Raw genomic sequence first — 13491 nt, 5'->3', positions numbered from 1 at the left:
TGGTGCCGGCCGCGGCCGGCAGGAAAACTCAAGAAGCCAGTGGCGATACTTGCCAAAGCCCGTTCTGCTGAATCAATTGCCGGTCGCAGTCCGCTTCACGGGCGGCGGCCAAAGGTTGCCCAGGCAAAGCCTGAACGACACGCTGACCCTCACTGCGCAACTGGCAAACCTGCTGCCAGAGTGCCGCATCCGTACTGTCAGGCATCCAGATACCGCCAGACGGTAACTCGATCTCAGCACGCCCCAGGGTCACCAGGGTTTTCAAATCGGTAGAGAAGCCGGTTGCCGGACGGGCGCGACCGAAGTCGGCACCGATGTCGTCGTAACGACCGCCCTGAGCAATGGACTGGCCAACACCCGGTACGAACACCGCGAACACCACACCGGTGTGGTAGTGGTAGCCGCGCAACTCGCCCAGGTCGAAATACAACGGTAACTCAGGGAAACGCGTGGACAGACGTTCGGCAATCGCCAGCAAGTCGTCCAGAGCGGCCAGTACCGGTGCCGGCGCATTCGCCAGACGCTCGCGGGCAGCGCTCAATACTTCACGGCCGCCACACAGGTCGACCAGCGCCCGCAACATGCCCGACAGATCGGCAGGCAAGCCTTCGGTCAAGGTAATGACCTCGTCGATGGCTTTACGTTGCAACGCATCGAACAACTGCTGTTCAACTTCACCGGACAAACCGGCGGCGCGAGCCAGGCCGCGGTAGATACCAACATGACCGAGGTCCATGTGCACATCCGGCACATCGGCCAGTTGCAGCATAGCCAACATCAGGCTGATGACTTCCACGTCGCTGCTCGGACTGGCATCGCCGTACAACTCGGCACCCAGCTGGATCGGGCTGCGCGAAGATGACAAGGCGCGCGGCTGAGCATGCAGCACGCTACCGGCATAGCACAGACGGCTCGGGCCTTCGCGCCGCAAGGTGTGCGCATCGATGCGCGCCACTTGCGGCGTGATGTCGGCACGGAAACCCATCTGCCGGCCCGATTGCGGGTCGATGACCTTGAAGGTACGCAGATCGAGGTCCTGGCCCGCGCCGGTCAGCAGGGATTCCAGGTACTCGATATGGGGAGTCACGACAAACTCGTAACCCCAGCTCTGGAACAGATCCAACACCTGACGACGCGCAACTTCAATGCGCGCCGCCTCTGGTGGCAGTACTTCTTCGATCCCATCTGGCAGCAGCCAGCGGTCTACCGTTGCCATTACGCCATTCCCCTATGATCCGGGCGGCCAGCCTTTGGGCGAGCCTTGAGTGAAGCAGAAAATGATCGGCTCATGCGTACAAACCACGCGCATGAACAACGGGGCGAAAAGCCTGAAATCGGCTTCGCCAACCACTTTCCTCGAAAAACCTGTCGAGTCATTCAACTCGCACGGCTGCATAAAAACAGCAATCAAACGTGCAGACGCAAAAAAGCCGGGAATTTCCCGGCTGCCGCATCATACACACGTTTTCCCAAAGGATCACCCCGCCCGAGGCGTTAGCCGCCAGGCGGGGGATGATTCAGGTCAACGTCGTATCAAGGCTTGGCTTTTTCCAGGTAACGGAAGAAGTCGCTGCTTGGGTCCAGGACCATGACGTCGGATTTGTTCGCGAAGCTTTCACGGTAGGCACGCAGGCTACGGTAGAAACCGTAGAACTCCTGATCCTGGCCGTAGGCCTTGGAGTAGATCGCAGCCGCCTGGGCATCACCGTCACCGCGAACCTCTTCAGATTCACGATAGGCTTCAGCCAGCAACACGCGGCGTTGACGATCGGCGTCGGCACGAATGCCTTCTGACAGTTCGTTACCCTTGGCGCGGTGCTCGCGAGCTTCACGCTCACGCTCGGAACTCATGCGCTCGAACACGCTGCGGTTCACTTCTTTCGGCAGATCAATGGCCTTGACCCGAACATCGACAACTTCGATGCCCAGCTCTTTTTCCGCCATCTTGTTCAGCGAAGCCGTGATATCGGTCATCAGCGCATCGCGCTCACCGGAAACCACTTCATGCAGCGTGCGCTTACCGAACTGGTCACGCAGGCCCGATTCCAGACGACGGGAAAGACGCTCGTCAGCAATCTGCTTGAGGCCGGAAGTCGCGGTGTAGAAGCGCTCGGCATCTTTCACGCGCCACTTGGCGTAGGCATCAACCATGACGGCTTTCTTTTCCAGCGTCAGGAAGCGTTGCGTCGGTGCGTCCAGCGTCATCAGGCGTGCATCGAATTTGCGCACCTGGTTAACGTAAGGCACTTTCACATGCAGGCCCGGCTGAACATCAGTCTGGACCACACGACCGAACTGCAGCAGCACCGCACGCTCGGTCTGAGCCACGATGTAGAAGCAGTTCCAGGCAGCGATCGCCACGACGACGCCGACAATAAGGGCGATCAGCGATTTATTGCTCATCAGCGACTCTCCCTGGTACGTGCTTGCTGTTGCTGCAGATCGGCTGCACGCACATTCGCTTCATTGCTGGTGGCTGCCGCGCCGGTCACCGGAGTGCTGGTGTTGCGACCACTTTCGACCATCTTGTCCAGCGGCAAGTACAGCAGATTGCTCTGGCCATTCTTGTTGCCGGTCACGAGAACCTTGCTGGTATTGCTGAAGACTTCCTGCATGGTGTCCAGGTACAGACGCTGACGGGTCACTTCAGGTGCCTTGCGATACTCGCTCACCAGCTTGGTGAAGCGATCAGCCTCACCCTTGGCGCGCGAGACGGTTTCGTCACGGTAACCGTTGGCATCTTCGATGATGCGCTGGGCCTGACCACGGGCTTCAGGCACGACGCCGTTGGCGTAGGTTTCAGCCTGGTTACGCGAACGCTGCTCGTCTTCACGGGCACGGATCACGTCATCGAAGGCTTCCTGCACTTCACGCGGTGCGGCTGCGCTCTGTACGTTGACCTGAGTGACGGTGATGCCGGTGCGATAGGTATCCATGAAGCGTTGCAGACGCTCCTTGATTTCGCTGGCCATCAATTCACGACCTTCGGTCAGCACCTGGTCCATCGCGGTGGAACCCACCACATGGCGCAAGGCACTTTCGGTCGCGTGCTGCAGGCTGATTTCCGGCTGATCGACGCTCAGCACGAAGTCCTGCAGGTTGCTGATCTTGTACTGCACTGTCAGCGGCACTTCGACGATGTTCTCGTCTTCAGTCAGCATTTGACCCTGCTTGGTGTAGGCACGCTCACGCGTGACGTTTTCCAGGTACTTGCGATCGATCGGCGGGAAATAGATGTTCAGGCCCGGGCCGACGGTTTCGTAGTACTTGCCGAAGCGCAGCACCACGGCTTGCTCCTGCTCGTCGACTACATAGACTGCGCTGTACAGCCACACGGCCGCCAACACGACCAGACCGATGCCGAGCAGACCGCCGAAGCCGCCACTCCTGCCCGAACCACCGCCGTCATCACCCCGTTTCTTACCACCACCGAACAACCCATTCAGGCTTTCCTGCAGCTTTCGGAAGGCCTCGTCGAGATCCGGTGGTCCCTTGCGGTCGCCGTTATTGCGGCGCTTGCCACCCCAAGGATCCTGATTATTCGAGTTGCCACCCGGCTCATTCCAAGCCATAGCGCTCTCCATCTGATAAAGCAAAGACGCACCCACGGCGCGCCGACCAATGCTACAGAATGCCTGTCACTGCGGCACAACCGCTTTCTCAGGCTTTTATTGCAAAGTGTGTTGCTCGATGAATTCCATCGGTTGCAGACCTTCGCGGCTCACCAGTCGATTCAACTCGACCCGCGGCAAGCGAACGGCCAGCAGGCTGATGCCTTCTTCGTCGTGTTCTTCTTTCTGTACCGCACCGAGTTCGAAAAACTGCGCACGCAGTCGAGCAAAACGTTGCGGCAAGCGCAAGGTGCCAACAAACAAATCATCCCCGAGCAGCTCGGCCACCGCCTGCTTGAGCAGGTCCAGGCCTGTACCGTCCTTGGCCGACAACCAGACCCGCTGCGGCTTGCCATCGGCATCGCGCTGGATCTGCGGCTCTACGCCTTCGAGCAAATCGAGTTTGTTGTATACCTCAAGGATCGGCAAGTCTTGAGCCCCGATCTCCCCAAGCACCACCATGACCTGTTCAATCTGGGCCATACGCTCGGGTTCATGGGCGTCGATCACGTGCAGCAGCAGGTCGGAATTGCTCGACTCTTCGAGCGTAGCCCGAAATGCCTCGACCAGTTTGTGCGGCAGGTGGCGAATGAAGCCCACGGTGTCGGCCAGCACGATCGGCCCGAGGTCGTCGAGTTCGAGTCTGCGCAGGGTCGGGTCGAGGGTGGCGAAGAGTTGGTCAGCGGCGAAGACGTCGGAGTCGGTCACCGAGTTGAACAGCGTCGATTTGCCGGCGTTGGTATAACCCACCAGTGAAACCGTCGGAATGTCAGCCCGTTTGCGCCCGCGACGAGACTGCTCGCGCTGGCTGCGGACTTTTTCCAGACGCCCCTTGATCTGCCGCAGGCGAACCCGCAACAGGCGCCGGTCGGTTTCGAGCTGGGTTTCACCCGGACCGCGCAGACCGATACCACCCTTCTGCCGCTCAAGGTGAGTCCAGCCACGTACCAGCCGCGTACTCATGTGCTCAAGCTGGGCCAGTTCGACCTGGAGCTTGCCTTCATGGGTGCGGGCGCGTTGAGCGAAGATATCGAGAATCAGACCCGTGCGGTCGATCACGCGACACTCGAAAACACGTTCGAGGTTACGTTCCTGACTGGGCGTGAGGATGTGATTGAAAATCACCAGATCTACCTGCTCGGCTTTGACCAGGTCGCGTAATTCTTCGACCTTGCCACTGCCAATCAGGTATTTGGCGGTTGGCCGATGACGCGGCACGTTGAAAAACGCAACGGTCTCGGCGCCAGCCGAAATTGCCAACTCCTGAAACTCCTGCGGATCTTCGCGCGCCTCAGGGTCCTGACCATCCAAGTGAACGAGAATTGCCCGCTCACCACCACCGTGGCGCTCAAAGAACAAAGGAGACTCCTATCAGGCGTTACCTGGCTCAGCGTCACCTGTTTCGGATTCGGTTGCGCTAGGCAGACGAATTGGACGAACCGGCACCACTGTAGAGATAGCGTGTTTGTAAACCATCTGGCTGACGGTGTTTTTCAGCAGGATAACGAACTGGTCGAAAGACTCGATCGTGCCTTGCAGTTTGATCCCGTTGACCAGGTAGATGGAAACCCCCACTTTCTCTTTACGTAAAGTATTCAAGTAAGGGTCTTGTAGCGAATGCCCTTTTGACATGTGCCGCACTCCTTTAAGGATTCAATATAAAAAATAGGTAAACAAATGGCTTGGGGCCGTCACACCCCCAAGGATAGACGGCAATTGCAAGGACTCAGCTCAATATGGAGATGGTCCCGAGGTATTTCAAGGCGCGCGGCAGATTGTCGCAATCGAGGCTGTCCAACCAGTGTAAATCAGCCCAACTGCGCAGCCAGGTGAACTGGCGCTTTGCCAATTGGCGCGTGGCAATGATTCCACGCTCCTGCATCTCGGCTTGCGTCAGCTTGCCATCCAGGTAGTCCCAGACTTGTCGGTAGCCTACTGCGCGTATAGACGGCAACCCGGCATGCAGGTCACTTCGCTTACGCAGGGCTACGACCTCGTCAATGAATCCCTGTTCCAACATATTCGTGAATCTTTGTTTAATTCGCTCATGCAATACCTGACGATTTGCCGGAGCAATCGCCAAGTTCGCGACAGTATAGGGCAATTGTTGCAGTCCCGAAGCGGCTGCTTCAGTACTTTGCGCAGATTGTCGCAACCTTAGTGCAGTCATGCTCTGACCACTGACGCGATAAACTTCCAGCGCTCGACTGAGTCGCTGCGGATCGTTCGGGTGAATACGCGCAGCGGATTCCGGATCGATGACTGCCAGTTGATCGTGCAGGGCTTGCCAGCCAAGGCGTGCAGCTTCTTCTTCAATCTGCGCGCGAACGTCTGGATCGGCCGCTGGCATGTCTGCCAGACCTTCAACCAAAGCCTTGTAATAGAGCATTGTGCCGCCCACCAACAGCGGAATTTTGCCTCGCGCGGTGATCTCGGCCATGGCTTCGAGGGCATCACGACGGAAATCGGCGGCCGAATAGCTCTCTGCCGGGTCGAGAATATCGATCAACCGGTGCGGAAACTCAGCCAAAAGCGCTTTGGAAGGCTTGGCGGTGCCGATGTCCATGCCACGGTAGACCAGCGCCGAATCGACGCTGATCAGCTCGCAAGGCAAGACTTTGGTGAGTTCGATGGCCAGGTCGGTCTTGCCGGCGGCGGTCGGCCCCATCAGGAAAATCGCAGGAGGGAGCTTGTTCATCAACGACCGCGCAGGAACAGTTTGTCCAGATCGTCCAGGCCCAATTGGGTCCAGGTCGGCCGGCCATGGTTGCATTGACCGCTGCGTTCGGTGTTTTCCATGTCGCGCAGCAGACCGTTCATTTCCGGCAGGGCCAGACGCCGATTCGCACGAATCGCGCCGTGGCAGGCCATGGTGCCGAGCAGTTCGTTCAGGTGGGCCTGAATCCGGTCGCTGGTGCCGTATTCCATCAGATCTGCCAGTACGTCGCTGACCAGTCGATTGGCTTCCGCTTGCTTGAGCAGTGCCGGGATCTGCCGGATGGCCAGGGATTCCGGGCCCAGACGTTGCAACTCAAAGCCCAGGCGCTGGAACCACGCGACGTGTTCTTCGGCGCAATCGGCTTCACGCTGACTGACCGCCAGGGACTCTGGCACCAGCAGCGGCTGACCGCTCAGGCCTTCGCTGGCCATGGCGATTTTCAGGCGCTCGTACATGATCCGCTCGTGAGCGGCATGCATGTCCACCAGCACCAGCCCTTGGGCGTTTTCCGAAAGAATGTAGATGCCTTTGAGCTGCGCCAGTGCATAACCCAGCGGCGGAATATCGTCCTGCCCGGCCGGAAGCGCGACAGCATTCGCTTCTGGCAACGGCGCAAAGAACTCACGGTAGGCGGCCTGAGCTTCAGCCACAGGCACACCCGATTGAGGCCGCGGCGAGTACTGATATTGATAGCCTGCACCAGCGCCCGAGCCCGCCGGGGTATTGAACGACGGCTGGGCCTGAGGTTGTTCCAGCAAGGCATTGGCCGCCAGACGCATTTCGCCTTGCGGACCGAACTCGCCAGCATCAATGCCGGTCGGTCGGACGAGGGCCGTCGCGACGGGCGCGGCCAGATGGTCTTCCGGCCGCACATCGCCCAAGGCGCGGTGCAGGGTGCCATAGAGGAAATCGTGAACCATGCGCCCGTCACGAAAGCGCACTTCGTGCTTGGTCGGGTGCACGTTGACGTCAACGCCTGCCGGATCGACTTCGAAAAACAGCACGAACGTCGGATGTCGACCGTTGAACAGCACATCCCGATAAGCCTGGCGCACCGCGTGGGCCACCAGTTTGTCGCGTACCGCACGGCCGTTCACAAAGAAATACTGCAAGTCTGCCTGGCTGCGATTGAACGTCGGCAAGCCGACCCAACCCCACAAATGCAGGCCATTGCGCTCGATCTCGATCGGCAGCGCCTGCTCGAGGAAACCCGAACCGCAAATCGCCGCCACACGCCGGGCACGGGCCGCGTCGTCATGGGCTTCATGCAGGCTGAGGATGGTCTTGCCGTTGTGGCGCAAATGGAACGCCACGTCGAAGCGCGCCAACGCCAGACGCTTGATCACTTCTTGCAGGTGATCGAATTCGGTTTTTTCGGTTTTGAGAAACTTGCGCCGCGCCGGGGTGTTGAAGAACAGGTCACGCACTTCCACCGACGTGCCCACCGGATGGGCCGCTGGTTGCACGCGAGGCGCCATGTCCCGGCCTTCGGTTTCGACCTGCCAGGCTTGATCGGCCTCTTTAGTGCGAGAGGTGAGGGTCAGACGCGCCACGGAGCTGATCGAGGCAAGTGCTTCACCCCGAAACCCGAGGCTCATGACCTGCTCGAGGTCTTCCAGATTGCGGATCTTGCTGGTGGCGTGACGCGCCAAAGCCAGCGGCAAGTCATCGGCAGAAATGCCGCTGCCATCGTCGCGCACCCGCAGCAGCTTGACGCCGCCCTGCTCCACATCGACATCGATACGCTTGGCGCCGGAGTCGAGGCTGTTCTCCAGCAACTCCTTGATCACCGAGGCCGGGCGCTCAACCACCTCACCGGCGGCAATCTGGTTCGCCAGTCGCGGGCTGAGCAGCTCGATGCGAGCCGTGTTGGTCAGCACCTGGTTCATTCTTTGGCCGCCAGTTCAGTGCCGGGAATGGTCAGGGTCTGACCGATTTTCAGCTCGTCACTCTGCAGGTTGTTGGCGCTGCGCAGGGTGGCCGGGGACACCTGATAACGCACAGCGATCATCGCCAGCGTCTCGCCCGGGCTCACTCGATGGTCACGTGGACCTTGAGCGATTTTGCCGGAATCACGTAGCCAGGCGATGTAGGTGCCCGGTGGCGGATTCTGCTGGAAGAACTGGCGAACACCGGCGCTGATCGAGCGTGCCAGCGCCTGCTGGTGGCTCGCCGCCGACAGTTTCGAGGCTTCGTTGGAGTTGGAGATGAAGCCGGTTTCCACCAGGATCGACGGAATGTCCGGCGATTTCAGCACCATGAACCCGGCCTGCTCCACCCGTTGTTTGTGCAACGGCGTGACCCGGCTGATGTTGCTCAAGACCTTTTGGCCAACGTCCAGGCTCGAAGTCAGGGAAGCGGTCATCGACAGGTCGAGCAGTACACCGGCCAGCATGCGGTCCTTGTCGTCGAGGCTGACGCTGCCAGCACCACCGATCAAGTCGGAGCGGTTTTCGCTGTCGGCCAGCCAACGGGCGGTTTCCGAGGTGGCGCCGCGATCGGACAAAGCGAACACCGACGCACCGAAGGCTGCCGCAGACGGCGCGGCGTCGGCATGGATCGAGACGAACAGGTCGGCGCCCTTCTTGCGGGCGATTTCGGTACGGCCACGCAATGGGATGAAGTAGTCGCCGGTGCGGGTCAGTTCGGCGCGGAAGCCTTTCATGCCGCTGACCTGACGCTGCAGTTCGCGGGCGATGGCCAGTACCACGTCTTTTTCACGCTGACCGCGAGAACCGGAGGCACCCGGGTCTTCGCCGCCGTGGCCGGCATCGATGACCACAACGATGTCGCGCTTGCCGGCCGGGGCTGGCGGCAGCTTCACCGCGGGTTCCACCGGCGTGACCGGCACTGGGGCCACCGTCGCGACGTTGGTCGGTGCTGGAATTGGCGCGGCGTCGGCAGCGTTATCGAACAAGTCGACCACCAGGCGATTGCCGTACTGGGCGTTTGGCGCCAGGGTAAAACTTTTCGGCGTCACGGCTTTTTTCAGGTCGATGACCACCCGCAGGTCGGTCGGCGTACGTTGAGCCGAGCGCATGGCGGTGATTGGAGTGTTCGAGGTGTTGACGTTCAGCGGCGCCCCCAGAGACGCGCCATTGATGTCGATGACCAGCCGATCCGGGGCGGTCAGGGTAAAGACACTGTGCTGGACAGGACCGCTCAGGTCGAACACCAGTCGTGTGTTGTCCGGAGCCCGCCACAGGCGAACGCTGTTGACCTTTGTCTCGGCCACAGCATCGACGGTCACCGCCAAAAACAACAATCCTACGGCAGCTACCATCGCGCGAAAGCGCATACCTAACCCCATCATTTAATTGGTTTCCAATGCCAAAGCGGCACACCACAACTCGCCACGCGAGCCTTGGGGCAAAATTTTCAGCGAACGCCCGCTGTCTTGCGGGCTAATGGTAATGGTCAGGTCGGGCTTTGGCAAAAAGCCTGCACCCTTTTTGGGCCACTCGATCAGGCACAACGCGTCGTCTTCGAAGTAGTCGCGGATGCCGAGGTACTCCAGCTCTTCAGGGTCGACCAAGCGATAGAGGTCGAAATGGAAGGCCCGGACGTCACCAATCTCATAGGGTTCGACCAAGGTGAAGGTCGGACTTTTTACCGCTCCCACATGCCCCAAGCCACGGATGATGCCCCTGGACAACGTGGTTTTCCCGGCGCCCAGATCCCCCTCGAGAAAAATCAGACCGTGCCCTTCGGTGGTTTGTGCGATGCGTGCGCCAAATGCAGTCATCGCCTCTTCATCAGCCAGGTACAGGGTTACTTCAGACACGGTGCTTGCTCCTCCAACAACTGACGAATGGCTGGAATCAGATCACTGGCCGCCAGCCCACGGCCCGATTTACCTTCTTGCGCGCCAGCATTGGCATGCAGCCAGACGGCCAGGCAGGCGGCGTCAAACGCCTCCATGCCTTGCGCCAGCAACGCGCCGACCAGACCGGCCAGCACATCACCCAAACCGGCGGTGGCCATGGCCGGATGGCCCTGATGACACAACGCCAGGCGCCCATCGGGGCTGGCGATCAGGCTGCCGGCGCCTTTCAAAATGACTACAGCTGTGTATTTTTTGCTCAATGCGTGAGCAGCAGCGGGGCGGTCAGCCTGCACTTCGGCAGTGCTTATCCCCAACAAGCGCGCCGCTTCGCCCGGATGTGGAGTGATCACACAATCCTTGGGCAAACTCACGTGCTCTGTGGCCAGCAGATTCAATGCATCGGCGTCCCAGACTTGCGGCAGCGGCGCGTTGGCGGCCGCCGACAAAAGGCTGCGCCCCCAGGAAGCCTGACCTAAGCCTGGGCCGACCACCAGCACGGAAACCTTTTGAAGCAGTCCCATCAATTGATTGGCCGACGAAGTGCCCAACACCATGGCTTCGGGGATTCTCGCCAGCGCCGCCGGAACATGCTCACTGCGCGTGGCCACGGACACCATGCCCGCACCGCTACGCAGCGCACTTTGCGCGCTCAGCAGGATGGCGCCACCAAAACCACGATCACCGCCGATCAGCAGGACGTGGCCGAATTTGCCTTTATGGGAGGTTGGAGCGCGCCCCGCCAGACTCGGCAAGTTGCCAGCCGTCAGGCGACGCGCACTGATGGCCACCCCGTTATACGACTCGGGAGAGGTTTGCAGATCATTGAAGACCCACTCGCCGACGCAATCTGCTGCGTCGCCAGTAAACAGACCCAGCTTCAATCCGATGAAAGTTACCGTCAGGTCAGCCCGCACCGCAGCGCCGAGTATTCGGCCGGTATCAGCGCACAACCCCGAAGGGATATCCACCGCCGCAACCGGCAGCCCACTGGCATTGATTGCCGCGATGACGCCCGCGTAGGGCTCTCGCACCTCGCCCGTCAGACCAGTGCCGAGCAAGGCATCCAGCACGATACCGCGCAACTCGGACTGTGCGCTCCAGGCTTGAACCGCGACACCTTCGGACACGGCCTCGGCATGGGCCAATGCCGCGTCACCTTGCAAACGCTGGGGATCACCGGCCGCCAAAACCCGCACATGCCAGCCCGCACGTCGGGCCAGCACGGCCACCAGATAACCGTCGCCGGCGTTATTGCCATGACCGGCCACGACACTCAATTCATTCGCCGATGGCCAATGACGGACCAGCGCACGCCAGGTCGCCCGCGCCGCACGCTGCATCAATTCGAAGCCCGGTGTGCCGGCCGCGATCAGGCTTGCATCGAGGGCTCGGACTTGCGCGGCGCTGTACAGCACGTCGGGTAAATCATCTTTAGTCTGCGGCATGCGTCTTCGGGCTCCGATGTCTGGCAGAATTATACGCACCTCAGCTCCGGTTTCTCTCGCCTCATGCCCGCTATTACTACAGACCTGCCCGCCCTCGCCCAATCCATCAAGGAGTGGGGCCGCGAGCTGGGCTTTCAGCAAGTCGGCATCAGCGGCCTCGACCTGGCCGAGCATGAGCAGCACCTGGAACGCTGGCTCGCGGCCGGTTACCACGGCGAAATGGACTACATGGGCGCCCACGGCAGCAAACGCTCACACCCGGAAGAGCTGGTGCCCGGCACGCTGCGGGTAGTTTCCCTACGCATGGACTACCTGCCGGGCGACACCGAAATGGCCAAACGACTGGCACAACCGGAAAAAGCCTACGTCTCGCGCTATGCCTTGGGCCGCGATTACCACAAATTGATCCGCAAACGCGTGCAACAACTGGCGGAAAAAATTCAGGCGGTCATCGGCCCGTTCGGCTATCGCGCGTTCGTCGACAGCGCTCCGGTGCTGGAAAAGGCTATCGCTGAAAAGGCCGGCCTGGGCTGGATCGGCAAAAATACCCTGGTCCTGAATCGCAAGGCCGGCAGTTACTTCTTCCTCAGCGAACTGTTCGTCGACCTGCCGCTGCCCGTCGATCCGCCTCACGCCAGCGAACATTGCGGCCGCTGCACGGCTTGTTTGGACATTTGCCCAACCAACGCGTTTGTCGGCCCGTATGTGCTGGATGCCCGACGCTGCATTTCCTACCTGACCATCGAACTGAAAAGCGCGATCCCCGAAGATTTGCGGCCATTGATCGGTAATCGGGTGTTCGGTTGCGATGATTGCCAGATCGTCTGCCCGTGGAACCGCTTTGCCCGTCCGTCCGGGGAAAGCGACTTCAAGCCACGGCACAATCTGGACAACGCAGAGTTGGCCGAGCTGTTCATGTGGGACGAGGACAAGTTCCTGAGCAGTACCGAAGGTTCGCCGTTACGCCGAGCGGGTTACGAGCGCTGGCTGCGAAACCTGGCGGTTGGCCTGGGTAATGCGCCGTCGAGCATTCCGGTGCTGGAAGCGTTGAAGGCGCGGCGCGAGCATCCGTCAGAGCTGGTGCGTGAGCATGTCGAGTGGGCCCTGAAACAACACGGGCTCCTGTAGCAGCTGCCGAAGGCTGCGTTCGAGGCTGCAGGACTCGCTTTGCAGGATGACGACTGCTCCGCAGCCGGACGCAGCCTTCGGCAGCTGCTACAGGACGGTGTAGAAGTCAGGCTTCGTCGTTATAAACGAACTTCGGCATTTCCCAGTGAAAGCGGATCGCCAGCAAACGCAACAGGAAGCCGCCAAACAGGGTGATCAAAATCGCCTGCTCACTGGGTAATTGCAGGTAGATGCAGAGCATGTAACACCACGCCGCAGCGAATGAGACGCTGGCGTAGAGTTCGCGGCGGAAGATCAGCGGGATGTCGTTGCAGAAGATGTCCCTCAGGATGCCGCCGAACACCCCGGTGATTACGCCGCTGACCGAAGCCACGAGCATGCCGTGGCCCATTTCTAGCGCGGTCATGCAGCCGATGAGGGTGAACGCCACCAGGCCCACGGCGTCGAGCACCAGAAACAGCGAGCGCAGATGCCGCATCCAGCGCGCAGCGAACACCGTGAACATCGCCGCCACCGAGGTCAGCACCAGGTACTCCGGGTGTTTGACCCACGTCAGCGGGTAGTGACCGAGCAGCACGTCACGCACCGAGCCCCCACCCAAAGCCGTGACGCATGCAATCAGCACCACGCCGAACCAGTCCATCCCGCGACGGCCGGCAGACAGGGCACCGGTCATGGCTTCGGCGGTAATGGCGATCAGGTAAAGCATCAGCAACATGGGGGCGGTCCTTGCAGGAAGGCGCGCAGTCTACTCACTTCATC

At 60.4% G+C, this 13491-nt stretch carries 12 protein-coding genes; 1 reads left to right on the top strand and 11 read right to left on the bottom strand.

Annotated features, from left to right (window positions below; all coding sequences use genetic code 11):
* Window positions 1-28 precede the first annotated feature (28 nt).
* The 10 genes from ACYZTW_RS03540 to ACYZTW_RS03495 form a co-directional block, all read right to left on the bottom strand.
* A complete protein-coding gene (locus tag ACYZTW_RS03540) occupies window positions 29-1216 on the bottom strand; it encodes an ATP phosphoribosyltransferase regulatory subunit (RefSeq protein WP_007939588.1) in 1188 nt (395 codons plus the stop codon).
* Window positions 1217-1533: 317 nt separating this feature from the next.
* Entirely contained in the window at window positions 1534-2403 is an 870-nt protein-coding gene (hflC, locus tag ACYZTW_RS03535) for a protease modulator HflC (protein ID WP_008156983.1), read from the bottom strand.
* Window positions 2403-3572 (bottom strand): FtsH protease activity modulator HflK, encoded by a 1170-nt coding sequence (gene hflK / locus ACYZTW_RS03530; RefSeq protein WP_134419835.1) that lies wholly within the window; start codon window positions 3570-3572, stop codon window positions 2403-2405. Before hflK ends, hflC begins: the two co-directional genes overlap by 1 nt.
* A gap of 96 nt (window positions 3573-3668) precedes the next feature.
* The gene (gene hflX / locus ACYZTW_RS03525) at window positions 3669-4970 is read right to left on the bottom strand and encodes a ribosome rescue GTPase HflX (RefSeq protein ID WP_462003753.1); all 1302 of its coding nucleotides are present in this window, start codon (window positions 4968-4970) and stop codon (window positions 3669-3671) included.
* Window positions 4971-4982: 12 nt separating this feature from the next.
* On the bottom strand, window positions 4983-5243 hold the full coding sequence (gene hfq, locus ACYZTW_RS03520) for an RNA chaperone Hfq (protein ID WP_030128332.1): 261 nt from the start codon (window positions 5241-5243) through the stop codon (window positions 4983-4985).
* A gap of 94 nt (window positions 5244-5337) precedes the next feature.
* Window positions 5338-6309 (bottom strand): tRNA (adenosine(37)-N6)-dimethylallyltransferase MiaA, encoded by a 972-nt coding sequence (miaA, locus tag ACYZTW_RS03515; protein WP_462003752.1) that lies wholly within the window; start codon window positions 6307-6309, stop codon window positions 5338-5340.
* Window positions 6309-8219 carry a DNA mismatch repair endonuclease MutL gene (mutL, locus tag ACYZTW_RS03510; protein ID WP_462003751.1) on the bottom strand — a complete coding sequence of 637 codons (1911 nt, stop codon included), beginning with the start codon at window positions 8217-8219 and terminating at the stop codon, window positions 6309-6311. The genes miaA and mutL overlap by 1 nt, the downstream gene beginning before the upstream one ends.
* The gene (locus ACYZTW_RS03505; protein ID WP_462003750.1) at window positions 8216-9643 is read right to left on the bottom strand and encodes an N-acetylmuramoyl-L-alanine amidase; all 1428 of its coding nucleotides are present in this window, start codon (window positions 9641-9643) and stop codon (window positions 8216-8218) included. The genes mutL and ACYZTW_RS03505 overlap by 4 nt, the downstream gene beginning before the upstream one ends.
* Entirely contained in the window at window positions 9644-10114 is a 471-nt protein-coding gene (gene tsaE / locus ACYZTW_RS03500; RefSeq protein WP_462003749.1) for a tRNA (adenosine(37)-N6)-threonylcarbamoyltransferase complex ATPase subunit type 1 TsaE, read from the bottom strand.
* Window positions 10102-11601 (bottom strand): NAD(P)H-hydrate dehydratase, encoded by a 1500-nt coding sequence (locus tag ACYZTW_RS03495; RefSeq protein WP_462003748.1) that lies wholly within the window; start codon window positions 11599-11601, stop codon window positions 10102-10104. The genes tsaE and ACYZTW_RS03495 overlap by 13 nt, the downstream gene beginning before the upstream one ends.
* Before the next feature lie 63 nt (window positions 11602-11664).
* On the opposite strand from ACYZTW_RS03495, the gene queG reads away from it, so the two are divergent.
* Window positions 11665-12729 carry a tRNA epoxyqueuosine(34) reductase QueG gene (gene queG / locus ACYZTW_RS03490; protein ID WP_462003747.1) on the top strand — a complete coding sequence of 355 codons (1065 nt, stop codon included), beginning with the start codon at window positions 11665-11667 and terminating at the stop codon, window positions 12727-12729.
* Window positions 12730-12835: 106 nt separating this feature from the next.
* On the opposite strand, the gene ACYZTW_RS03485 is transcribed toward queG, so the two are convergent.
* Window positions 12836-13447 (bottom strand): trimeric intracellular cation channel family protein, encoded by a 612-nt coding sequence (locus ACYZTW_RS03485; RefSeq protein ID WP_462003746.1) that lies wholly within the window; start codon window positions 13445-13447, stop codon window positions 12836-12838.
* Window positions 13448-13491: the final 44 nt, after the last annotated feature.

The sequence above is a fragment of the Pseudomonas sp. LB3P25 genome, assembly GCF_054897985.1.
Note: the sequence above shows the minus strand (reverse complement) of the source record. Positions and strands in the feature narration are given on the sequence as shown.